Origin of the sequence: Burkholderia perseverans (assembly GCF_022870505.1) — a bacterium.
Lineage (GTDB): Bacteria > Pseudomonadota > Gammaproteobacteria > Burkholderiales > Burkholderiaceae > Burkholderia > Burkholderia plantarii.
Genome location: NZ_CP045094.1, coordinates 3,172,552 through 3,194,542 on the forward strand (window position 1 = coordinate 3,172,552; position 21,991 = coordinate 3,194,542).

Sequence of the window (21,991 nt, forward strand, 5' to 3'; positions counted from 1 at the left end):
CTGCGCCCCGCCCCTCACCTCGCCCAGTCCGATCCCGACCCCATGAATCCACGCCCCCTCCTCTCCACGCTCCCGCGCGACGCCGTCGCCGGCACCGTGGTGTTCCTCGTCGCGCTGCCGCTGTGCCTCGGCATCGCCAACGCCTCCGGCGTCGAGCCGTTCGCGGGGCTCGTCTCCGGCATCGTCGGCGGCCTCGTGGTCGCGCTGCTGAGCGGCTCGTCGCTGTCCGTGAGCGGCCCCGCAGCCGGGCTCGTCGTGATCGTCGTCGACGGCATCGCACAGCTCGGCGGCTTCCCGGCCTTCCTGCTCGCTGTCGCGCTGTCGGGCCTGCTGCAGCTCGGCCTTGGCCTGCTGCGCGCGGGCCGGCTCGCGGCCTACGTGCCGTCGCCGGTGATCAAGGGCATGCTGGCCGCGATCGGCCTGCTGCTGATCGTCAAGCAGGTGCCGTTCGCGCTCGGCCTGCACGGCGGCACCGCGCCGTTCGGCGCGCATGCGCTCGCCGCCGCGGCGCTCGCGCTGGCCTCGCTCGCGCTGCTGATGGCCTGGGATTCCGGCGCGCTGCGCCGCTTCGCGCTGGTCCGCAACCTGCCCGCGCCGCTGGTCGTGGTGGCGCTCGGCATCGCCGCGACGCTCGCGCTCGACACGCTCGCCCCCGCGTTCGCGCCGCCCGCCGAGCACCGCGTCGCGCTGCCGGCGCTCGATTCGCTCGCCGCGCTCGGCGGCGCGCTGACAAACCTCGAACTCGGCCCGCATTTCGCCCAACTCTGGAACCCGGCGGTCTGGCGCGTCGCCGTCACGCTCGCGATCGTCGCCAGCCTCGAGACGCTGCTCTCGCTCGAAGCTGTCGAACAGATCGATCCGAAGCGCCGCGCGCCGCTGCCGGACCGCGAGCTGAAGGCACAGGGCATCGGCAACCTGGTGGCCGGCGCGGTCGGCGGCCTGCCGATCACCTCGGTGATCGTGCGCAGCTCGGTCAACGTCCATGCCGGCGCGCAAAGCCGGATCTCGGCCGTGGTCCACGGCGTGCTGCTGCTCGCCAGCGTGTTCCTGCTGACCGGGCTCATCAACCTGATTCCGCTCGCGACGCTCGCCGCGATCCTGATCCACACCGGCTTCAAGCTCGCGAAGCCGGCGCTGTTCGCGGCCGTCGCCCGCCAGGGGCCGGCCGCGTTCGTGCCGTTCGTGGCGACGATCGCCGGGGTGCTCGCGATCGACCTGCTGGCCGGCATCGGGCTCGGCATCGTCTGCAGCGTGCTGGCCGTCGCGCTCGCGAACCTGCGCAACCCGGCCACGCTCGCGCGGCACGACGACCATTACCTGCTGACGTTCCGCAAGGACGTGTCGTTCCTCGGCAAGGTGCGCGTCAAGCACGACCTGCGGCAGATCCCGGACGGCGCGGTCGTGATCATCGATGCGACGCGCGCCGATTATCTCGATCACGACGTGCGCGAGCTGATCGACGCGTTCGTGGCCGACGCGCCGGCGCGCGGCATCAGCGTGGACTACCGCCAGCCGGTGCGCGCGCGCGACGGACGCTGGCGCTTCGGCGCGCTGCGCAGCCCGGCGCCGCAGTAACACTGCCAAACACGCGCCAAACGACGACGCCCCACGGGCCGCCGGGGCCGCGTGGGGCGTCGTTCTTCATGGCGTTCCGTGCCTGGGGGCGGCAGCCGCCCGGGCCGGCGAACCCTCAGGACAGCTGCGGGTTCAGCTTGTCGACGTTCGAGTGCAGCTTGTTCAGCGCCGACAGATATGCCTTCGCCGAGGCGGCGACGATGTCGGGATCGGTGCCGACGCCGTTGACGATCCGGCCGCTCTTCGACAGCCGCACGGTCACCTCGCCCTGCGCCTGGGTGCCGGTCGTGATCGCGTTGACCGAATACAGCACGAGTTCGGCGCCGCTGCCCACCTCGGTCTCGATCGCGTTGAACGTCGCGTCCACCGGCCCGTTGCCGCGCGCCTCGCCCGTCACCTCGCCGCCGCCGGCCGCGAACACGACCTTCGCTTGCGGCGGCTCGCCCGTCTCCGAACGCTGCGCCAGCGACACGAACTTGTAGTGCTCGTGTTCGTGCGCGAGCGCCGATTCCTCCGAGACGATCGCGATGATGTCCTCGTCGAAGATCTCGGCCTTGCGGTCCGCGAGATCCTTGAAGCGCATGAACGCGGCGTTCAGCTCGCCTTCGCTGTCGAGCGACACGCCGAGCTCCTGCAGGCGCTGCCTGAACGCGTTGCGGCCCGACAGCTTGCCGAGCACGATCTTGTTGGCGGTCCAGCCCACGTCTTCGGCGCGCATGATCTCGTAGGTGTCGCGCGCCTTCAGCACGCCGTCCTGGTGGATGCCCGACGCGTGCGCGAACGCGTTCGCGCCGACCACCGCCTTGTTCGGCTGCACGACGAAGCCGGTGATCTGCGAGACCAGCTTCGAGGCCGGCACGATCTGCGTGGTGTCGAGGCCGACGTCGAGGCCGAAGTAGTCGCGGCGCGTCTTCACCGCCATCACGATCTCTTCGAGCGAGGTGTTGCCGGCGCGCTCGCCGAGCCCGTTGATGGTGCATTCGACCTGGCGCGCGCCGCCGATCTGCACGCCGGCCAGCGAGTTCGCCACCGCCATGCCGAGATCGTTGTGGCAGTGGACCGAGAAGATCGCCTTGTCCGAATTCGGGATCCGCTCGCGCAGCGTCTTCACGAGATTGCCGTACAGCTCGGGCACGCCGTAGCCGACCGTGTCGGCGATGTTGATGGTGGTCGCGCCCTCGGCGATCACGGCTTCCAGCACGCGGCAGAGGAAATCCATGTCGGAGCGGCTGCCGTCCTCGGGCGAGAACTCGACGTTGTCGGTGAACTTGCGCGCGAAGCGCACGGCGAGGCGCGCCTGCTCGAACACCTGGTCCGGCGTCATGCGCAGCTTCTTCTCCATGTGCAGCGGCGAAGTGGCGATGAAGGTGTGGATCCGGAAGCTCTCGGCCGGCTTCAGCGCGTCGGCCGCGCGCTGGATGTCCTTGTCGTTGGCGCGCGCGAGCGAACAGATCGTGCTGTCCTTCACGAGGCCCGCGATGGTGTGGATCGCGTCGAAATCGCCATTCGAGCTGGCCGCGAAACCGGCCTCGATCACGTCCACCTTCATCCGCTCGAGCTGCCTGGCGATACGGATCTTTTCTTCCTTCGTCATCGACGCGCCGGGCGACTGCTCGCCGTCACGCAGGGTCGTGTCGAAAATAATCAGTTTGTCGGTCATGGGGGACTCCGGGGATCTTGTGGGTGCAACGAAACGATGGAGTTCGCGCCACCGCAGGCGACGCTCGACAATCGACGAAGCTCGACGGGGGCGAAGACGCTCAGCGCGGCAGGCGCGCCGATGCCGCGGCACATAGGGGCGCGGCGGCTCGAAGGAAGGAAAGGCGGGAAAACAAAATCATGGCGGGGAATATAGCGGCATTCCCGGACACGTGCAATCGGGCGGCCCGCCGAGCTGGCAGCGGGTAGCAAAACGGCGGCCCGAGGGCCGCCGTCGCGCGGGAAACATCATGTGACCCCGCCTTGCCGGGGACCACGGTCGGGTCGCCCCGGCAGGAACAGAACCGGTGTCAGGACTTGGCCGAGCGCGCCGGGTTGGCACGCCCGCGGATCGCCATGTAGCCCCAGAACACATAGCCTGACAGGCCGTACAGCACGAACAGGCCGAACAGCATCAGCGGCGGATCGGACGAGACGAGCACGAACGCGACCACCACCAGCAGGATCGCCGCGAACGGCACGCGGTGCCGCACGTCGAGCGCCTTGCCGCTGTAGAACGGCGCGTTCGACACCATCGTCACGCCCGCATAGATGGTGAGCACGAACGCCACCCACGGCAGCCAGCCGAGCTTGAGCGGCACGCGGTTGTCGGTGGCGAGCCAGACGAAGCCGGCGATCAGCGCGGCCGCGGCCGGGCTCGGCAGGCCCTGGAAGAAGCGCTTGTCGACCACGCCGATGTTGGTGTTGAAGCGCGCGAGCCGCAGCGCGGCGCCCGAGCAGTAGACGAACGCGGCAAGCCAGCCCCAGCGGCCGAGGTCCTTCAGCACCCACTCGTACATCACGAGCGCCGGCGCGACGCCGAACGACACCATGTCCGACAGGCTGTCGAATTGCTCGCCGAACGCGCTTTGCGTATGCGTCATGCGCGCGACGCGCCCGTCCATGCCGTCGAGCACCATCGCCACGAAGATCGCGATCGCCGCGATCTCGAAGCGCACGTTCATCGCCTGCACCACGGCGAAGAAACCGCAGAACAGCGCGGCCGTGGTGAACGCGTTCGGCAGCAGATAGATGCCGCGCGTGCGCAGGAACCGCTGGCGCGCGGCGCGGCGCGGTTCGGCGCTCGACGTGTCGGCACCGAGCGCCTTGTTATGGCGGAACGACCGCGGCAGGGACTTGCCGTTGCGCGGCCGGCGCGGTTTGAATGCAGCCATCGGGCCTCCCTGCCGCTTACAGCGGCAATTCAGCGAGAATCGTCGACGATGCGGAGACCTTTTCGCCGATCGAGACGCGGGCGCGGCTGCCGACCGGCAGATAGACGTCCACCCGTGAGCCGAAGCGGATGAAGCCGTAGCGCTGGCCGCGCGTGAGCGGCTCGCCCGCACGCACGTAGCAGAGGATCCGGCGCGCCACCAGCCCGGCGATCTGCACCGAGGTGACGATGTGGTCGCTGCCCGTGTGGATCACCACCGCGTTGCGCTCGTTCTCGGTCGAGGCCTTGTCGATCGCCGCGTTCAGGAACGCACCCGGGAAATACTCGACCTTGGTGATGGCGCCATCCACCGGCGAACGCTGCGAGTGGACGTTGAACACGTTCATGAACACGCTGATCTTGAGCGCCTCGCGGTTCGCATACGGATCATGCGCGGTCTCGACCGCGACGATGCGCCCGTCGGCCGGGCACAGCACGGCGTTGGCCTGGGTCGGGATCGGCCGGGCCGGATCCCGGAAGAACTGCACCACGAAGATGAGCAGCAGCCAGAACGGCCAGGCGAGACCGAACCCCGCGACTGCATGGATCAACAGCGCGACGACGGCAGCGATCGCGATGAACGGCCAGCCTTCGCGCGCGATGATCGGATGAGGATAGTTCATGGAGTGGTTCGTTGGATTGCAAAGCCCGTAGCATAACAAAAGCCGCCCGGGGCACTGCGGCCTTCGGGCGGCTTTTCCTGAGCCGGCCCGCGAAAACGGGGCCGGCCATTCAACGGACGCTTAGTTCTTCGACTGGTCGACCAGCTTGTTCTTCGCGATCCACGGCATCATCGCGCGCAGCTTCGCGCCGACCTGCTCGATCTGGTGCTCGGCCGTCAGGCGGCGGCGCGACTGCAGCGTCGGGGCGCCGGCCTTGTTCTCAAGGATGAAGCTCTTCGCGTACTCGCCCGTCTGGATGTCCGTCAGGACCGCCTTCATGGCCTTCTTGGTCTCGGCCGTGACGATGCGCGGGCCCGTCACGTACTCGCCGTACTCGGCGTTGTTCGAGATCGAGTAGTTCATGTTGGCGATGCCGCCTTCATAGATCAGGTCGACGATCAGCTTCAGCTCGTGCAGGCACTCGAAGTACGCCATTTCCGGCGCGTAGCCCGCTTCGACCAGCGTCTCGAAACCGGCCTTGATCAGGTCGACGGTACCGCCGCACAGCACGGCCTGCTCGCCGAACAGATCGGTTTCGGTTTCTTCGCGGAAGTTCGTCTCGATGATGCCGGCACGGCCGCCGCCGTTGGCTGCCGCGTAGGACAGCGCGATGTCGCGCGCCGCGCCCGACTTGTCCTGCGCCACGGCGATCAGGTGCGGCACGCCGCCACCTTGCGAGTAGGTGCCACGCACCGTGTGGCCCGGGGCCTTCGGCGCGATCATGATGACGTCCAGATCCGCGCGCGGGATCACCTGGCCGTAGTGGACGTTGAAGCCGTGCGCGAAGGCCAGCGCGGCGCCTTCCTTGGCGTTGGCGTGGACTTCCTTGGCGTAGACCTCGGCGATCTGCTCGTCCGGCAGCAGCATCATGACGACGTCGGCGCCCTTCACGGCTTCAGCGACTTCCTTGACGGCGAGGCCGGCGTTCTCGGCCTTGCTCCACGACGCGCCGCCCTTGCGCAGGCCGACCGTCACGTTCACACCGCTGTCCTTCAGGTTCAGCGCGTGGGCATGGCCTTGCGAGCCGTAGCCGATGATCGTGACCTGCTTGCCCTTGATGAGGGAGAGGTCGGCGTCCTTGTCGTAGAAAACTTTCATGATGGTTCCTTCGCAGTGCATTAATGTGTTCAATGATTGGGATCACCGGGGCATGACGGCGCCACCGGCTTCGTTCGATACGGCCGCATCAGACCTTCAGGATGCGCTCGCCGCGACCGATGCCCGAGCTGCCGGTGCGCACGGTTTCGAGAATCGCGCCGGCGTCCAGCCCCTGGATGAATGCGTCGAGCTTGTCGCTCGCGCCCGTCAATTCGATTGTGTAGGTTTTTTCGGTCACGTCGATGATGCGGCCGCGGAAGATATCCGCCATCCGCTTCATTTCTTCGCGTTCCTTGCCTACCGCTCGCACCTTGATCAGCATGAGCTCCCGCTCGATGTGGGCACCGTCGGTCAGGTCCACCACTTTCACCACCTCGATCAGGCGGTTCAGATGCTTCGTGATCTGTTCGATCACGTCGTCGGAGCCGATGGAGACGATGGTCAGACGCGACAGCGAATGATCTTCGGTCGGCGCCACCGTCAAGGTTTCGATGTTGTAGCCGCGTGCCGAGAACAGGCCGACGACGCGCGACAGCGCGCCCGGTTCGTTTTCCAGCAGCACGGAAATGATGTGTCTCATGTTCGCTTGTTCCCGATAAGTCTCGACTGATTCAGTTCGAATGCGCGGCGCGCGCCGCCCGGCCCCGCCCGCCCTTCGTGAAGGCGGGGGCGCGGGGCGCGACGCGCGGCGGCGCCGTTACAGATCTTCCGATCCGAGCAGCATCTCCGTGATGCCCTTGCCGGCCTGGACCATCGGCCAGACGTTCTCGGTCGGATCGGTCTGAAAGTCGAGAAATACGGTGCGATCCTTGAGGCGCAGCGCTTCCTTCAGCGCCGGCTCCACATCGGCGGTTTTTTCGATGCGCATCCCGACGTGGCCGAACGCCTCGGCGAGCTTCACGAAATCGGGCAGCGCGTCCATGTACGAATGGGAGTAGCGCTTGCTGTATTCGATCTGCTGCCACTGGCGGACCATGCCGAGGTAGCGGTTGTTCAGCGAGATGATCTTGACGGGCGTGTCGTACTGCTTGCAGGTCGACAGCTCCTGGATGCACATCTGGATCGAGCCCTCGCCGGTGATGCAGACGACGTCGTCGTCCGGATGGGCCATCTTGACGCCCATCGCGGCCGGCAGGCCGAAGCCCATGGTACCGAGGCCGCCCGAGTTGATCCAGCGGCGCGGCTTGTCGAAGCGGTAGAACTGCGCGGCCCACATCTGGTGCTGGCCGACGTCCGAGCAGACGTAGGCGTCGCCGCCCGTCAGCTTCCAGAGCGTCTCGACCACGTACTGCGGCTTGATGATCTCGCTCTCGCGGTCGAACTTCAGGCAGTCCTTCGCGCGCCAGGCCTCGATGTCCTTCCACCATTGCGCGAGCGCCTCGGTGTCGGGGCCGTGCTCGGCCGTCTGCAGCTGCTCGATCAGTTCCTTCAGCACTTCCTTCACGTCGCCGACGATCGGGATGTCGACCTTCACGCGCTTGCTGATCGACGACGGATCGATGTCGATGTGGATGATCTTGCGCGGACGCGACGAGAAGTGCGCCGGATCGCCGATCACGCGGTCGTCGAAGCGCGCGCCGATGGCGATCAGCACGTCGCAGTGCTGCATCGCCATGTTGGCTTCGTAGGTGCCGTGCATGCCGAGCATGCCGAGGAACTTCGGATCGGAGGCGCGATAGCCGCCGAGCCCCATCAGCGTATTGGTGACCGGGTAGCCGAGCAGGTCCGCGAACTGGTTCAGCTCGCGCGCGGCGTCGGCGAGAATCACGCCGCCGCCGGTGTAGATGTACGGGCGCTTGGCCGACAGCAGCAGCGAGACCGCCTTGCGGATCTGGCCCGAGTGGCCCTTGGTGACCGGGTTGTACGAGCGCAGCGAAACGCTCTTGACCGGCACGTACTCGCACGGCATCTTCGACACGTCCTTCGGGATGTCGATCAGCACGGGGCCGGGACGGCCGGTACGGGCGATGAAGAACGCCTTCTTGACGGTTTCGGCCAGCTCGCGCACGTCCTTCACGAGGAAGTTGTGCTTGACGCAGGGGCGCGTGATGCCGACCGTGTCGCATTCCTGGAATGCGTCCTGGCCGATCGCCGCGGTCGGCACCTGGCCGCTGATCACGACGAGCGGCACCGAATCCATGTAGGCCGTGGCGATGCCGGTGACGGCATTGGTCACGCCCGGGCCGGACGTGACGAGGCAGCAGCCGACGTTGCCGGTCGAACGCGCATAGGCGTCCGCCGCATGCACCGCCGCCTGTTCATGGCGCACGAGCACGTGCTGGACCTTGTCCTGCTTGTAGAGTTCGTCGTAGATGTAGAGAACCGAGCCGCCGGGATAGCCCCAGATGAATTCGACGTTCTCGTCGGCCAGTGCCTTCATGAGCACGGTGGCGCCGATCGAGTCGCTCGACGGGGCAGAAACGGGTTCCGACGTGGAGAATTCCGCGCTGGGCATGTTCATATGGACCTTTCGAATTTTCGGCAAAAAATTGATCGGGTGCTCTCTGCCGAACTTGTGGCTCGGGTTCAAGCGGCGCGTCCAGTTGACGAGCTGGCTTCTTGGGCCAGCCTCAAATGTGACCATCACTTATGTTGCGAACCGCCGACAATATCGTGTCGGCGTCAAGTGGTCAAGGAAAAATCTCCCGCCGGCCAGCGCCGGGCCAGGCGCCAGGTTGCCGCGACAACGGTCCGGCGCCACGCGGCGTGCCGGGCGGCGCGAAAATTTGTTAGCATCCGGCCCGTTTACGGAATTTTTCGTCCTACCAGCCCTTCGAGCGCAGACCTTTTCACGGAATGGCATCAGACAAGGAACTCGCCGACTTTCTGGCGGGCGTCGAACGGCGCGCGTTCAAGCAGGCTGCCTACGCGGTGCGCGACGACGACGCGTCGCTCGACATCGTGCAGGACGCGATGATCCGCCTCGCGGAGAAATACGGCGACCGGCCGGCCGCCGAGCTGCCGCTGCTGTTCCAGCGCATCCTGCAGAATGCGATCCACGACTATTTTCGTCGGCAGAAAGTCCGCAACACCTGGGTGAGCCTGTTCTCGTCGCTCGGCAACGCCGACGACGACGAGTTCGATCCGCTCGAAACGCTCGAATCGGCCGACAATGGCAGCGGCGTGGAAAGCAGCGAGACGCGCCTCGAGCGCGAGCAGGTGCTGTCGCTGATCGACGATGAAATTCGCAAGCTGCCGGCGCGTCAACGGGAAGCTTTCCTGATGCGTTATTGGGAAGATATGGACGTCGCCGAAACAGCCGCCGCCATGGGCTGCTCCGAGGGCAGCGTCAAGACGCACTGCTCCCGGGCCACGCACACATTGGCGCAAGCGCTCAAGGCCAAAGGAATCACGCTATGAGCTCCGCTCCCGAACTCAAAGAACTCGAATTCGCCCTGAAGATCCGCCGCGCGCTGGACGAGCGCGCCGCCACGCTGCCGCCGTCGGCCGCCGACCGGCTCGCCGCCGCGCGCCGGGCCGCGCTCGCGCGCAAGAAGCCCGACGCCGGCCTGGTGCTGGTGCCGGCGCTCGCGGGCGCCGGCACCGGCAGCCTCGGCCTCGCGCGCGGCCCGGCGCCGCGGCCCGTCTCGCTGGCGCGCCGGATCGCGCGGGCGCTGCCGCTGGCCGTGCTGCTGGCCGGCATCGCCGGCATCGCCTACTGGGAAAACCTGCAGCACACGGCCGAACTCGCGGACATCGATGCCGCGATGCTGAGCGATGATCTGCCGCTCAACGCCTACCTCGACCACGGCTTCAACGCCTATCTGTCACACACGCGCTGAGCGCGACCACGGAAAAAGGAAGCACGGGGCGATGCAGAAACGGGGACTGGCGATATTTTTCGGGAGCGTGATCGCGCTCGCGATCGCTTACGCGGCCACCTATCCGCGTTTCGAGGAATCGCCCCCGCCCGCCACGCCGGTGCCGACGCCGGCCTCGGCCCCCGCCGGCACCAGCGCGCCGCACGTCACGCAGCCGGCCGCCGGCCTGTCGCTGCCGGGCGGCTTTCCGAGCCTGCCGGCCGCCAGCCCGCTGTCATGGGCGCGCCTGAGCCTGCCGCAACGCGCGGCGCTGGCGCCGTTCGAGCACCTGTGGGACGGTTTCAGCGAGGCCCGCCGGCGCAAATGGCTGAAGATCGCGGCGCGATTCCCGAAAATGTCGCCCGACGAGCAGAAACGGCTGCATGAGCGGATGACGCAATGGGCCGGCATGACGCCCGAGGAACGGCGCGTCGCGCGCGAGAACTACCAGGCCTCGAAAGACCTGCCCGCGCAGGCGCGCGAACGCGCCTGGAGGGACTACCAGAAGCTGCCGCCGGAACAGAAGGCCCGGCTCGCGGCCGCCGAGCGCCACCGGCGCCCGACCGTCGTCAGCGCGCCGCCGTCCGGCAAGAGCGATCGCGACATCAACCGGCTCGTAAACGCGCACGACCGCTCGGCGGTGCCGGCGCTCACCCCGCTCGTGCCGCCCTCGCCGCCGGTCCCCGGTGCCGCCGGCCCCGGCGCGGCGCCGCCCACCACGGCGGCCTCCGGCACACTCCCGCCGCCGGCCGCGCAACCGGTCTCGCCGGCCGATACGCCGTCGATCTACCAGGGATCGTGAGCGCCGCGCCGGCTGCTTCCGCCCGCTCCGGGCCCGGCGCGCCGCCGAGCGTGCGACGCCGGCTCGCCGCCCTCCTTTACGAAGCCGTGCTGCTGTTCGGCGTGGTGTTCTTCGCCGGCCTCGCGTTCGCGCTGGCGCTCGGCCAGCGCAACGGCCTCGTTCATCACCGGTGGCTCGCCGCCTGGATCGCGCTGGTGGTCGGCGCCTATTTCGTCTGGTTCTGGACGCACGGCGGGCAGACCCTGCCGATGAAGACCTGGCGGCTGCGCGTGGTCACCGCCGCCGGCGCGCCGCTCTCGCCGGCGCGCGCGCTGTGGCGCTACCTGCTCGCCTGGCTCTGGTTCGTGCCGCCGCTCACGCTGCATCCGCTGCTCGCGCTGAGCGTGCCGGCAACGCTCGTCGCGAGCACCGTCTGGATCGCGCTGTGGGCGCTCGCCGCGCGGCTCGACCGCGGCCGGCGGTTTCCGCACGACCGGCTGGCCGGCACGCGCATCGAGGCCGTGCCGCGTTGAGGCGCTCGATGCCTCGCGCGTCGCTGACGGACCACCTCCCTCCATCGTCTCTCCACCGTTTCGCGGTTCCCTTTCATCGAGCCTCGCCTGTTGCGGCCGGGAGACAATGCCACCGGCCTGTCATGCCCGCGTAGTGCGATGAATCAAACGCTCCGCGCTCCCGTCAAGACCGCCTCGCCACGCCGTTCCGCCCGCCCCGCGGGTCGTTTCGCAGTCCCCGCGTTACCGCACCTTTCCGTTTGAAAACAATGTAATAAGAACATTTCGTGACTGTCACGGCATGGTCACGTCCACATGGCGGAATGCCGGTTATATCAATCGGCGCGAGTCACGCATGGGCCTCAAAACGTCCGCGACTACCTTCTTTCGAGATCCGGCCGGCGCGCATGCAACGGCCGCGGCGTTCCTGTCCGGCGCATCGGCCGACGAGGCGCTCGCACCGCCGTCGGCAGGCGCCACGGCCGGTCATCACGACGAATCCGACGGCCCGTCGCACCGCTATCGCACCATCTGGCTGTCCGACATCCACCTCGGCACGAGCGGCTGCCAGGCCGAGTACCTGCTCGATTTCCTGCGCCACAACGAGTCGGAATACCTGTATCTGGTCGGCGACATCATCGACGGCTGGCAGCTGCGCAAGGGCTGGTACTGGCCGCAGGCGCACAACGACGTGGTGCAGAAGATCCTGCGCAAGGCGCGCAAGGGCTCGCAGGTCGTCTATATCCCCGGCAACCACGACGAGGCCGCGCGGCAGTTCTGCGACCTCGCGTTCGGCGACATCCAGGTGCGCGGCGAGGCGTTCCACACGACGCTCACGGGCAAGCGGCTCTGGATCGTCCACGGCGACCTGTTCGACGGCGTGATCCAGCACGCGAAGTGGCTCGCCTATCTCGGCGACACGGCCTACACGCTGATCCTCGTGCTGAACCGCTGGTTCAACCGGATCCGCAGCCGGCTCGGCTTCCAGTACTGGTCGCTGTCGCAGTACCTGAAGCACCAGGTCAAGAACGCCGTGAACTTCATTTCGTCGTTCGAGAACGCGATGACCGACGAAGCGCGCCGCCGCGGCTGCGACGGCGTGGTCTGCGGCCACATCCACAAAGCCGAGATCCGCGACATCGACGGCGTGCTGTACTGCAACGACGGCGACTGGGTCGAGAGCCTGTCCGCGCTCGTCGAGACCATGGAAGGCGAGCTGAAGATCGTTTACTGGACGGTGATGCAATCGCCGCCCGCCACCACCTCGCGCAAGGCCAAGGCCACCGCGTGAGCCTGCCGCTGTTCCGCGCCCAGCACCCTACAGGAATGCCTGCATGAAGATCATGATCGTCACCGATGCATGGGAGCCGCAAGTCAACGGCGTCGTGCGCACGCTCAAGAGCACCTCGCGCGAGCTGACCGCGCTCGGCCACCGCGTCGAGCTGCTCACTCCGCTCGAGTTCCGCACGATCCCCTGCCCGACGTATCCCGAAATCCGCCTGTCGCTGTTCCCGTATGCGCGGCTGCGCTCGCGCATCGACGAGTTCGCGCCCGACGCGCTGCACATCGCCACCGAAGGCCCGCTCGGCATGGCTGCGCGCCGCTACGCGCGCAAGCACAAGCTGCCGTTCACGACCGCCTACCACACGCGCTTCCCCGAATACGTGCAGGCGCGCTTCGGCATCCCGCTGTCGGCCACCTACCGCTTCCTGCGCTGGTTCCACGGCGCCTCGCTGGCGGTGATGGCGCCCACCCCGGTGGTCAAGCAGGATCTCGAGACGTTCGGCTTCGACAACGTGGTGCTGTGGACGCGCGGCGTCGACCTCGACATCTTCGAGCCGATGGAATCGAAGGTGCTGAACACGGCGCGGCCGATCTTCCTCTACGTCGGGCGCGTGGCGATCGAGAAGAACGTCGAGGCGTTCCTGAAGCTCGACCTGCCCGGCTCGAAGTGGGTGGCGGGCGAAGGCCCGGCGCTCGCCGAACTGAAATCACGCTATCCTGAGGCGAACTACCTTGGCGTGCTGACGCAGGCGGAGCTCGCCAAGGTGTACGCGGCGGCCGACGTGTTCGTGTTCCCGAGCAAGACCGACACGTTCGGGCTGGTGCTGCTCGAGGCGCTGGCCTGCGGCACGCCGGTGGCGGCCTACCCGGTGACGGGCCCGGTCGACGTGCTCGGCGGCGGCAACGCCGGTGCGATGAACGACGACCTGCGCGAGGCCTGCCTCGAAGCGCTGAAGATCGATCGCGCCGATGCGCGCGCCTGGGCCGAGCGCTTCTCGTGGCGCGCCGCGTCCGAGCAGTTCGCCTCGCACCTGAAGCCGCTGCAGAAAACCGCCAGCTCCCAACCTCAAGGCGCAGCCGTTTGAAACCAGCCATGCGCGCGAAAGCGCCCGCTCCGTCGCCCTCGCCGTTGCGTCGTCCCGCGCTGAACGCCGCCGCGTTCGCGCGCGATCCGCATGCCGAGAGCGACTCCCACGATGCGCACGACGGCCCCGACACGCACGAGCCGCTCGGCACCGACGACCCGCTCGCGCCGCTGCCGCCGAATCCGTACAAGGGCAATCGCGGGCTCACGCGCGCCTGGTACGCGCTCAAGCACTCGGTCAACGGCTTCCAGGTGGCGATCCGCGAGGAGAGCGCGTTTCGCCAGGAACTGACGCTCGCCGCGATCCTGCTGCCGATCGGCGTGCTGGTGCCGGTCGACGCGGTCTCGCATGCGCTGCTGATCGGCTCGGTGCTGCTGGTGCTGATCGTCGAACTGCTGAATTCCAGCGTGGAAGCGGCGATCGACCGGATTTCGCTGGAGCGCCACGAACTGTCCAAGCGCGCCAAGGACCTCGGCAGCGCGGCCGTGACGGTCGCGCTGGGCGCCTGCCTCGCGACCTGGGGCTTCATCCTGTGGCCCGTGGTCGGGCACTGGCTCGGGCGCTGAGCACGCCGCCGGCGACCGTTCCGGCATCGCGCGGCACCGTGATCGCGGCCTGACCGAGGCCCGATCACGGCGCCATTGTTCGTGCCCTGATTGGGATCACGAAATGCGCCTGAAAAGCGAACGACCGTTTATAATCGTCCGATAGTCTCGAAAGAACAGCCAACCGAGCCGGACGAATCCGCAGCATCCTCATGCAGCGCCCGCCAGTCCGGCACACACAGGGCCGGACGACACATGGAAGCGAAACCTCCCCGCCGCACGCGTGAACGGATCCTCGAGCTGTCGTTGAAGCTATTCAACGAGATCGGCGAGCCGAACGTGACGACCACGACGATCGCCGAGGAAATGGAAATCAGTCCAGGCAACCTGTACTACCATTTCCGCAACAAGGACGACATCATCAACAGCATCTTCGCGCAGTTCGAGCAGCAGATCGAACGGCGGCTGCGCTTTCCCGAAGATCACCGTCCGACCATCGACGAGACCTGGTCCTACCTGCAGTACATGGCCGATTTCATGTGGACCTACCGGTTCCTGTATCGCGACCTGAACGACCTGCTGGCCCGCAACCGCACGCTCGAAACCCACTTCAAGCAGATCATCAGCCACAAGGTGCGCTTCGCGCGCGAGATGTGCGAGCTGCTGGTGTCCGACGACGAACTAGTGGCGACGCCGGCCGAGATCGAGGTGATCGCCACCAACATGGGCGTGATCTCGACCTACTGGCTCTCGTATCAATACGTTATGCATCCGCGCAAGTACAATGACCAGGACGCGATCCGCGACGAGTTGCACCAGGTCAGCATGCACGTGATCTCGGTGATGGCGCCGTACCTGCGCGGCCGTTCGCGTCAGATCTTCGACGATCTCGTCTCGGGCAAGCTGCCCAAGCGCGAATTCCACGACTACCTGCCGCCGCGCGGCGCGCAGAAGGACTCCAAGCCATGAAATCGGTCTGCGTCTATTGCGGTTCGTCGCCGGGCGCGCGCGGCGTGTATGCCGAAGCGGCGCGCGGCTTCGGCCGGGCACTGGCCGCGGCCGAACTCACGCTCGTCTACGGCGGCGGCCGCGTCGGGCTGATGGGCATCATCGCCGACGCGGTGCTGGCCGCCGGCGGCCGCGCGATCGGCGTGATCCCGCAGCTGCTGGTCGACAAGGAAGTCGGCCACCAGGGGCTGACCGAGCTGCACGTGGTGCCCGACATGCATCACCGCAAGAAGATGATGGCCGACCTGTCCGACGCGTTCGTCGCCATGCCGGGCGGCGCCGGCACGCTCGAGGAATTCTTCGAGGTATTCACCTGGGCGCAGCTCGGCTATCACCGCAAGCCGGTCGCGCTGCTGAACGTCGAGGGCTTCTACGATCCGCTCGTGGCGATGCTGCGGCACACCGTGGACGAAGGCTTCATGGCCGGCACCTACCTCGACGCGCTCTGCATCGACGCAGCGGCCGACGGCCTGCTCGAACGGCTGCGCCGCTACCAACCGCCCGCGCGCGACAAGTGGCAGCCGGTGGCCGACGCGCCCTGAGGCGCGCCGCGCCTCCCGCCTTGCCTGCCAGGCCCGCGCGCGGACCTGCCCATCTCACCGGTTCAGGAGCCTCGCCCCGATGTCCGCCTCGCTCGACAAGGTCGTCCTCGTCACTGGCGCGAGCCGCGGCATCGGTGCCGCGACCGCGCAACTCGCCGCCGCGCGCGGCTGGGCCGTCGGCATCAACTACGCGCGTGACGCGCAGGCGGCCGAGGCCGTCGCCGGCGCGATCCGCGCCGCCGGCGGCCGCGCCGTCACGATTCGCGGCGACGTGGCCGTCGAGGCCGACGTGATCGCGATGTTCGATGCCGTCGAGGCCGAGCTCGGCCCGCTCGACGCGCTCGTCAACAACGCCGGCATCGTCGCGCCGCCGCAGCCGCTCGCCGAGATGGACCTCGCGCGGCTCACACGCGTGTTCGACGTCAACGTGCTGGGCGCCTACCTGTGCGCCCGCGAGGCCGCGCGGCGGCTGCCCACTGATCGCGGCGGACGCGGCGGCGCGATCGTCAACGTCTCGTCGCTGGCCGCGCGGCTCGGCTCGCCGAACGAATACGTCGACTACGCGGGCGCGAAAGGCGCCGTCGATTCGCTCACGCTCGGCCTGGCCAAGGAGCTCGCGCCGCACGGCGTGCGCGTGAACGCGGTGCGCCCGGGCCTGATCGACACCGAGATCCATGCAAGCGGCGGCCAGCCCGATCGCGCCGCCCGGCTCGGCGCGCTCACGCCGATCGGCCGGCCGGGCCGCGCCGGCGAAGTGGCCGAGGCGATCGTCTGGCTGCTCGGCGATGCCGCCTCGTATGTGACCGGCACGCTCGTCGACGTCGGCGGCGGACGCTAGGCTTCGCGCCCCCAGCGCCAGCACCAGCGCGCCATCGACGGCGGCACGCGAGAGACCCGGCCGGGTCGACGGCACGCAACCGTCGTGTACGTTGTTCCCCTCTGATTCCTGCCCCTGTCGGTCGCTTCGAAGTCCTTAACAGGCCGCCGATTCTTCAGTCGATTTCCCCTCGCCGCCCCCTGCTCTGTCGCACAAAAGCGCCGCGCGCAAACGTGCAATCGACAAATCTGCACACAGCCGAAAAATCCTCACAATGGCACGACAGTTTCACGTAACAAACGGTAATAAAAACGTGCTTTACTAGCGTCTATCGTGGTACCCGCCGCGTTTCCGCCTCCCCACGGCACCTTCCACCAATCGGCCCACGTCGCCGGCTGGGCAACCGACTTCTGAGACGTTCTTCGATGCAGGGACCCGCAACTCCCGGCGGCACGCGCTCGTCCGCGCGTACCCCGTTTCGCCATACCGCCGGCCCCGAGCGCCCACCCGCGGACGAGGCCCGCACCACCGCCCGGGCCGGGCTGCCGCTCGCCGACGGCGCGCGGCCGCGCGTGCAGGCGGCCGCGTTCGCGCCAACCGGCCTGCGCGTCTGGCTGCTGGTCGCCGCGGTGGCCTGCGCCTACCTGCTGCCCGGCATCTTCGGCCACGATCCGTGGAAGCAGGACGAGACCTACACGTTCGGCATCATCCAGCACATGCTCGATACCGGCGATCTGGTCGTGCCGACCAACGCCGGCCAGCCATTCCTCGAAAAGCCGCCGCTCTACGACTGGACCGCCGCGGCACTGGCCTGGCTGGTCGGCCGCTACCTGCCGCTGCACGACGCGGCGCGGCTCGCGAGCGCCCTGTTCGCCGCGCTCGCGTTCGGCTTCACGGCCCGCTCGGCGCGCATCGCGAGCGGCGCGCGGCGCTGGTTCGAACTCGACGTGATCGGCCCGGTTGCGCTCTGCGCGGGGACGCTGGTGGTGGTCAAGCACGTCCACGACATGATGACCGACGTGGCGCTGATGGCCGGTGCCGCGATCGCGTTCTCGTCGCTGCTCGAACTCGTGACGGCCCGCTGCAGCGGACGCCCCGCGAGCCGTTTCGCGGCAGCCGGGTTCGGCGCCGGCGTCGGCATCGCGCTGATGGCCAAGGGCCTGTTCGTGCCGCTCGTGTTCGGCGCGACGCTCGCGGCGCTGCTCGTGCTGTATCCGGCCTGCCGCAGCCGCGCGTTCTTCCGCTCGCTCGGCGTCGCCGCGCTGGTGTTCGCGCCGTTCGCGCTGATCTGGCCGATCGCGCTGCTGCTGCGCTCCGAGACGCTGTTCATGACCTGGTTCTGGGACAACAACGTCGGTCGCTTCTTCGGCTTTTCGGTGCCGCGGCTCGGCGCCGAGAACGACAAGCCGCTGTTCATCTGGCGCGCGCTGCTCACGGTCGGCTTCCCGGTCGGCCCGCTCGCTGCCTGGGCGCTCGCCGCGGGCCGCTGGCGCGCCTGGCGCGTGCCGGCCGTCGCGCTGCCCGCGCTGTTCGCCGGCATCGGCATGATCGTGCTGCAGGTGGCCGCCACTTCGCGCGAGCTCTACATCCTGCCGTTCATCGCGCCGCTCGCGCTGCTGGCCGGCGGCGCCGTCGGCCGCCTGCCGATGCGCGTCGCGCGCGGCTGGGACTACCTGAGCCGCGCGGTGTTCGGCGCGGCCGCCGGCCTCGCCTGGTACATCTGGTCGATCATCACCTCGTACCACGCGTCGCGCGAGCCGATCCGCTGGCTCGGCCGCTGGCTGCCGCTCGACTGGACCACCCCGCTCGAGCTGCCGTTCACGCTCGCCGCGCTGGCGCTGACGATCGGCTGGCTGTGGGTGCTGCCGTCGCTGCGCGCGACCGGCAAATGGCGCGGCGCGCTATCGTGGGCGGCCGGCGTGCTGCTGGTCTGGGGGCTGATCTTCACGCTGCTGCTGCCGTGGCTCGACGCCGCCAAGAGCTATCGCACGGTGTTCGCGAGCCTCAACCGCCAGCTCGAGCTGCAATGGAACGAGGGCGACTGCATGGCGAGCCTCGGGCTCGGCGAGTCGGAAGCGCCGATGCTCTACTATTTCTCGGGGATCCAGCACCGGCCGGTCGCCAATCCCGCCGACACGGCCTGCACCTGGCTGATCGTGCAGGGGCTGCGCGCGGTCACGCCGGACCTCGGCGGCGAATGGGAGCCGGTCTGGGCGGGCGCGCGGCCCGGCGACGACGAGGAACTGCTGCGCGTCTACGTGCGCACGCCGGAAAGCGGCAAGCCGCGCTGAACGCAGCGGCGCGGGCGCCGCGAACGGCGCCGCGCCGCCTCGACGGGCCATCAACCCGGGCGGTTGCGCATCCAGTCGGCGGTGTCGTAGAACGAATGCATGAGCCGCTCGCGCAGCGGCTGCGCGAGCCCGATGTCCTCCATCGCCCAGGCCATGCAGCGCAGCCACTGGTCGCGCTCGGACGAGCCGATCGGGAACGGCAGGTGCCGCGCGCGCAGCCGCGGGTGGCCGAAGCGGCTCACGTAATGGTCGGGGCCGCCCAGCCAGCCGCACAGGAACCAGAAGGTCTTGTCGCGCGAGCCGTCGAGCGAGGCCGGATGCAGCGCGCGGATCCCCGCGAACTCGGGTTCGAGATCCATCAGGTCGTAGAAGCGGTCGATCAGCTCGCGCACGCGCGCCTCGCCGCCCACCAGCTCGAACGCGCTCGGCTGCGAGTGCGCGCCGTCGTCGGTCACATCGTCGGTCATACGGAAAATCGGAATTCGGGAAAAGCGCAACGATACCGCATCGGGCTCCAGGTATCAGGCCAGGTATCAGGCCGCGCGTCAGGTATCAGGCATCGCGCAACGAACGCAGCGCCGGCCGCGCCAGTACGCGGCGCAGGCTCCACCAGCCCGCCGCGCCCGCGCAGACGATGCCCGCGACGATGCCGGCCGGCACCACCCACGGATTGAGCGCGAGCTCGAACCGGAATACCTGGACCGCCAGCACCCAGCCGATCGCGAGCGCGCCGAGCGCCCCGCACACGCCCGCGAGGGTGCCGACGATCACGAACTCGGCACGCTGCACCGCGCCGACCTGCGCGCGCGACGCGCCGAGCGCGCGCAGCAGCGCCGCCTCGCGCACGCGCTCGTCGCGGCTGCCGGCCAGCGCCGTGTAGAGCACCAGCACGCCGGCCGCGAGCGTGAAGCCGAACAGCAGCTGCACGGCACCCACCACCTGCAGCAGCACGCGCTGCACCTGGGCGAGGATCGGCGCGACGTCGATCGCGGTGATGCCGGGCTGGCGCGCGATCAGCCCGTCGATCACGCGCGCGCGCTGCGGCGGCAGATGGAAGCTGGTGATGTACATCGCCGGCATGTCCTCCAGCGCGGCGGGCGGCATCAGCACGAAGAAGTTCACGCGGAACGTGCCCCAGTCGAGCTTGCGGATGCTGGTGACGGGTGCCTCCACGGTGAGCCCGGTCACGTCGAAGCGCAGCGTGTCGCCGAGCTTCACGCCGAGCGTCTTCGCGAGCCCCGCCTCGATCGATACCTGCGGCTTCGACGTGACGCCGAACCAGCGCCCCTCGACGACGCGGTTGTCGTCGGGCAGCTGGGTCGTGTACGACAGGTTGAACTCGCGATCGACGAGCCGGCGCACGTTCGCGTCGGCGTAGCTGTCGGGGTTCACGTCGCGGCCATTGATCGCGATCAGGCGGCCGCGCACCATCGGTTCGAGCGGCGCGTCGTCGATGCCCTGCGAGGCGAGATAGCGGACCACGTCGGGCCGCTGGTCGGGCTGGATGTCGATCAGGAACTGGTTCGGCGCGTCGGGCGGCGTCGACTTGTGCCAGCCGGCCACCAGGTCGTCGCGCGTGATCGAGATCAGCAGCAGGCACATCAGGCCGAGCGCGAGCGCGGTGATCTGCAGCGCGCTGGCCGCGCCGCGCCGATGCAGCGAGGCGATCGCGTAACGCCAGCCGAGCCCGGCGCCGACGCGTGCGTCGCGCACCGCGCGCGCCGCCGCGAACAACACCGCGCGGGCCAGCGTCGCGAACAGCACGAGCCCGCCCGCGAAGCCGCCCGCCACGATCAGGCCGAGCGTCAGGTTGCCGGCCGCCGCGATCAGCAGCGCCGCGAACAGCACCACGCCGAGCCCGTAGCCGAGCCAGGCGGTGCGCCCTTCATCACCCCACTCGCGGCGCAGCACGCGCACCGGCGGCACGCGCGTGAGCGGCATCAGCGGCGGCAGCGCGAAACCGAGCAGCAGCACCAGCCCGGCGCCGACACCGACCAGCGCCGGCGCGATGCCCGGCTGCGGCAGCACCACGTCGATCAGGCTGCCGAGCGCGGCCAGCAGCGCGAGATGGCCGGCGTAGCCGAGCGCCGCGCCAAGCAGGCCCGAGGCGATGCCGATCGCGACGAATTCGAGCGCAAACAGGCCCGCGAGCGTGCGCTGGCGGGTGCCGAGGCAGCGCATCGCGGCGCAGCCGTCGAGATGGCGGCGCATGTAGCGCTGCGCGGCCATCGCGATCGCCACCGCCGAGAGCAGCGCCGTGAGCAGCGACACCAGCGTCAGGAAGTGGCGGGCACGGTCGAGCGTCTCGCGCACCTGCGGCTGGCCTTCCTGCAGCGATTCGAGCACCACGCCGCGCAGCTTGCCGCCGTCCACGCGCTGGTGCGCGAGCGCGGCGAAGCGCGCCACGGCCGCGTCGGGGCCGGCCACCAGCAGCCGATAGGTCACGCGGCTGCCGTAGCCGACCAGGCCGGTGGAGGCGAGTTCGTCCTCGCGCAGCATCAGGCGCGGCGAGAAATTGACGAACGAGAAGCCGCGATCGAGTTCGCGCGTGATCGCCGCGGCGATCGTGAAACTGCGCTGGCCGACCCGCACCGGATCGCCGATCTTCAGATGCAGCGCGTCGAGCAGCGCCGGATCGGCCCACACGGTGCCGGGCGCCGGAATCGCGCCAGCCGGGCGGCCCGGCGCGGTGGCCGCGCCGGCGATCTCCACCTGCCCGCGCAGCGGATAGCCGGCCGAGACGGCCTTGACGGCGGCGAGCCGCGACGGCGCGTTGGCGCCGGTGCCGCCGACCATGCTCGGGAAGATCGCGGTGGTGGCCGTGGCCAGCCCGTCGGCGCGCGCGGCGGCGGCGAACGACGGATCGACGGGGCGGTCGCCGCGTACCACGAAATCGGCGCCGAGCATCTGGCGCGCATCGTGCTCGAGCCCCTGGCGCAGCCGGTCCGACAGGAAGCCGACGCTGGTCAGCGCGGCCACCGCCAGCACCAGCGCGAGCACCAGCAGCGTCAGCTCGCCCGCGCGCCAGTCGCGCATCGTCATCCGGATCGATTGCCGTACCAGTTCGCCCGGCCCCAGAC

20 protein-coding genes are annotated in these 21,991 nt (G+C 68.9%); 12 read left to right on the top strand and 8 right to left on the bottom strand.

The window, feature by feature from the left end; genetic code table 11:
- Positions 1–42: 42 nt before the first annotated feature.
- Positions 43–1,575, top strand: coding sequence for a SulP family inorganic anion transporter (locus BpN12_RS28600; RefSeq protein ID WP_246795526.1), 1,533 nt, complete (start codon positions 43–45; stop codon positions 1,573–1,575).
- A gap of 115 nt (positions 1,576–1,690) precedes the next feature.
- On the opposite strand, the gene BpN12_RS28605 is transcribed toward BpN12_RS28600, so the two are convergent.
- From BpN12_RS28605 to BpN12_RS28630, 6 genes are all read right to left on the bottom strand, one after another.
- On the bottom strand, positions 1,691–3,235 hold the full coding sequence (locus BpN12_RS28605) for a 2-isopropylmalate synthase (protein WP_246795527.1): 1,545 nt from the start codon (positions 3,233–3,235) through the stop codon (positions 1,691–1,693).
- Positions 3,236–3,584: 349 nt separating this feature from the next.
- Positions 3,585–4,448, bottom strand: a complete 864-nt coding sequence (pssA, locus tag BpN12_RS28610) for a CDP-diacylglycerol--serine O-phosphatidyltransferase (RefSeq protein WP_246795528.1) — start codon at positions 4,446–4,448, stop codon at positions 3,585–3,587.
- Between the two features lie 16 nt (positions 4,449–4,464).
- Positions 4,465–5,109: a phosphatidylserine decarboxylase gene (locus BpN12_RS28615; protein ID WP_246795529.1), complete on the bottom strand. Its 645-nt coding sequence runs from the start codon at positions 5,107–5,109 to the stop codon at positions 4,465–4,467.
- Between the two features lie 120 nt (positions 5,110–5,229).
- Entirely contained in the window at positions 5,230–6,246 is a 1,017-nt protein-coding gene (gene ilvC, locus BpN12_RS28620; RefSeq protein ID WP_246795530.1) for a ketol-acid reductoisomerase, read from the bottom strand.
- Positions 6,247–6,334: 88 nt separating this feature from the next.
- Positions 6,335–6,826: an acetolactate synthase small subunit gene (gene ilvN, locus BpN12_RS28625; RefSeq protein WP_015876551.1), complete on the bottom strand. Its 492-nt coding sequence runs from the start codon at positions 6,824–6,826 to the stop codon at positions 6,335–6,337.
- A 117-nt stretch (positions 6,827–6,943) separates the two neighbouring features.
- Positions 6,944–8,707 carry an acetolactate synthase 3 catalytic subunit gene (locus BpN12_RS28630; protein WP_246795531.1) on the bottom strand — a complete coding sequence of 588 codons (1,764 nt, stop codon included), beginning with the start codon at positions 8,705–8,707 and terminating at the stop codon, positions 6,944–6,946.
- A gap of 335 nt (positions 8,708–9,042) precedes the next feature.
- Between BpN12_RS28630 and BpN12_RS28635 the strand changes: the two genes are divergently transcribed.
- The 11 genes from BpN12_RS28635 to BpN12_RS28685 all read left to right on the top strand — a co-directional run bounded on the left by BpN12_RS28635 (position 9,043) and on the right by BpN12_RS28685 (position 18,911).
- The gene (locus BpN12_RS28635; protein WP_246795532.1) at positions 9,043–9,606 is read left to right on the top strand and encodes an RNA polymerase sigma factor; all 564 of its coding nucleotides are present in this window, start codon (positions 9,043–9,045) and stop codon (positions 9,604–9,606) included.
- Positions 9,603–10,028: a DUF3619 family protein gene (locus tag BpN12_RS28640; RefSeq protein WP_246795533.1), complete on the top strand. Its 426-nt coding sequence runs from the start codon at positions 9,603–9,605 to the stop codon at positions 10,026–10,028. The genes BpN12_RS28635 and BpN12_RS28640 overlap by 4 nt, the downstream gene beginning before the upstream one ends.
- 31 nt (positions 10,029–10,059) lie before the next feature.
- The gene (locus BpN12_RS28645; RefSeq protein WP_246795534.1) at positions 10,060–10,848 is read left to right on the top strand and encodes a DUF3106 domain-containing protein; all 789 of its coding nucleotides are present in this window, start codon (positions 10,060–10,062) and stop codon (positions 10,846–10,848) included.
- Positions 10,845–11,360 carry an RDD family protein gene (locus BpN12_RS28650; protein WP_246795535.1) on the top strand — a complete coding sequence of 172 codons (516 nt, stop codon included), beginning with the start codon at positions 10,845–10,847 and terminating at the stop codon, positions 11,358–11,360. The genes BpN12_RS28645 and BpN12_RS28650 overlap by 4 nt, the downstream gene beginning before the upstream one ends.
- Positions 11,361–11,694: 334 nt before the next feature.
- A complete protein-coding gene (locus BpN12_RS28655; protein ID WP_246795536.1) occupies positions 11,695–12,630 on the top strand; it encodes a UDP-2,3-diacylglucosamine diphosphatase in 936 nt (311 codons plus the stop codon).
- A gap of 43 nt (positions 12,631–12,673) precedes the next feature.
- Positions 12,674–13,708 (top strand): glycosyltransferase family 4 protein, encoded by a 1,035-nt coding sequence (locus tag BpN12_RS28660; protein ID WP_246795537.1) that lies wholly within the window; start codon positions 12,674–12,676, stop codon positions 13,706–13,708.
- 8 nt (positions 13,709–13,716) lie between these two features.
- Positions 13,717–14,274 (top strand): diacylglycerol kinase, encoded by a 558-nt coding sequence (locus BpN12_RS28665; RefSeq protein ID WP_246795538.1) that lies wholly within the window; start codon positions 13,717–13,719, stop codon positions 14,272–14,274.
- A gap of 234 nt (positions 14,275–14,508) precedes the next feature.
- Positions 14,509–15,222 (top strand): TetR/AcrR family transcriptional regulator, encoded by a 714-nt coding sequence (locus tag BpN12_RS28670; RefSeq protein WP_042625619.1) that lies wholly within the window; start codon positions 14,509–14,511, stop codon positions 15,220–15,222.
- Positions 15,219–15,803, top strand: coding sequence for an LOG family protein (locus BpN12_RS28675; RefSeq protein WP_246795539.1), 585 nt, complete (start codon positions 15,219–15,221; stop codon positions 15,801–15,803). Before BpN12_RS28670 ends, BpN12_RS28675 begins: the two co-directional genes overlap by 4 nt.
- Before the next feature lie 79 nt (positions 15,804–15,882).
- Positions 15,883–16,641, top strand: a complete 759-nt coding sequence (locus tag BpN12_RS28680; RefSeq protein WP_246795540.1) for an SDR family oxidoreductase — start codon at positions 15,883–15,885, stop codon at positions 16,639–16,641.
- Positions 16,642–17,045: 404 nt separating this feature from the next.
- The gene (locus BpN12_RS28685) at positions 17,046–18,911 is read left to right on the top strand and encodes an ArnT family glycosyltransferase (RefSeq protein ID WP_246795541.1); all 1,866 of its coding nucleotides are present in this window, start codon (positions 17,046–17,048) and stop codon (positions 18,909–18,911) included.
- Between the two features lie 50 nt (positions 18,912–18,961).
- Here BpN12_RS28685 and BpN12_RS28690 read toward each other — a convergent pair whose 3' ends face one another.
- Positions 18,962–19,378 carry a group II truncated hemoglobin gene (locus tag BpN12_RS28690; RefSeq protein ID WP_246795542.1) on the bottom strand — a complete coding sequence of 139 codons (417 nt, stop codon included), beginning with the start codon at positions 19,376–19,378 and terminating at the stop codon, positions 18,962–18,964.
- 85 nt (positions 19,379–19,463) lie between these two features.
- Positions 19,464–21,989, bottom strand: a complete 2,526-nt coding sequence (locus BpN12_RS28695) for an ABC transporter permease (protein WP_425306379.1) — start codon at positions 21,987–21,989, stop codon at positions 19,464–19,466.
- Positions 21,990–21,991 lie beyond the last annotated feature (2 nt).

Excerpts from the sequence above, each read along its gene's own strand:
- BpN12_RS28675 (WP_246795539.1), top strand. The coding sequence starts at position 15,219 with ATGAAATCGGTCTGCGTCTATTGCGGTTCGTCGCCGGGCGCGCGCGGC.
- ilvN (WP_015876551.1), bottom strand. The coding sequence starts at position 6,826 with ATGAGACACATCATTTCCGTGCTGCTGGAAAACGAACCGGGCGCGCTG.
- BpN12_RS28600 (WP_246795526.1), top strand. The coding sequence starts at position 43 with ATGAATCCACGCCCCCTCCTCTCCACGCTCCCGCGCGACGCCGTCGCC.
- BpN12_RS28655 (WP_246795536.1), top strand. The coding sequence starts at position 11,695 with ATGGGCCTCAAAACGTCCGCGACTACCTTCTTTCGAGATCCGGCCGGC.
- BpN12_RS28665 (WP_246795538.1), top strand. The coding sequence starts at position 13,717 with ATGCGCGCGAAAGCGCCCGCTCCGTCGCCCTCGCCGTTGCGTCGTCCC.
- BpN12_RS28660 (WP_246795537.1), top strand. The coding sequence starts at position 12,674 with ATGAAGATCATGATCGTCACCGATGCATGGGAGCCGCAAGTCAACGGC.
- BpN12_RS28635 (WP_246795532.1), top strand. The coding sequence starts at position 9,043 with ATGGCATCAGACAAGGAACTCGCCGACTTTCTGGCGGGCGTCGAACGG.
- BpN12_RS28640 (WP_246795533.1), top strand. The coding sequence starts at position 9,603 with ATGAGCTCCGCTCCCGAACTCAAAGAACTCGAATTCGCCCTGAAGATC.
- BpN12_RS28690 (WP_246795542.1), bottom strand. The coding sequence starts at position 19,378 with ATGACCGACGATGTGACCGACGACGGCGCGCACTCGCAGCCGAGCGCG.
- BpN12_RS28680 (WP_246795540.1), top strand. The coding sequence starts at position 15,883 with ATGTCCGCCTCGCTCGACAAGGTCGTCCTCGTCACTGGCGCGAGCCGC.
- BpN12_RS28630 (WP_246795531.1), bottom strand. The coding sequence starts at position 8,707 with ATGAACATGCCCAGCGCGGAATTCTCCACGTCGGAACCCGTTTCTGCC.
- pssA (WP_246795528.1), bottom strand. The coding sequence starts at position 4,448 with ATGGCTGCATTCAAACCGCGCCGGCCGCGCAACGGCAAGTCCCTGCCG.
- ilvC (WP_246795530.1), bottom strand. The coding sequence starts at position 6,246 with ATGAAAGTTTTCTACGACAAGGACGCCGACCTCTCCCTCATCAAGGGC.
- BpN12_RS28645 (WP_246795534.1), top strand. The coding sequence starts at position 10,060 with ATGCAGAAACGGGGACTGGCGATATTTTTCGGGAGCGTGATCGCGCTC.
- BpN12_RS28670 (WP_042625619.1), top strand. The coding sequence starts at position 14,509 with ATGGAAGCGAAACCTCCCCGCCGCACGCGTGAACGGATCCTCGAGCTG.
- BpN12_RS28605 (WP_246795527.1), bottom strand. The coding sequence starts at position 3,235 with ATGACCGACAAACTGATTATTTTCGACACGACCCTGCGTGACGGCGAG.
- BpN12_RS28685 (WP_246795541.1), top strand. The coding sequence starts at position 17,046 with ATGCAGGGACCCGCAACTCCCGGCGGCACGCGCTCGTCCGCGCGTACC.
- BpN12_RS28615 (WP_246795529.1), bottom strand. The coding sequence starts at position 5,109 with ATGAACTATCCTCATCCGATCATCGCGCGCGAAGGCTGGCCGTTCATC.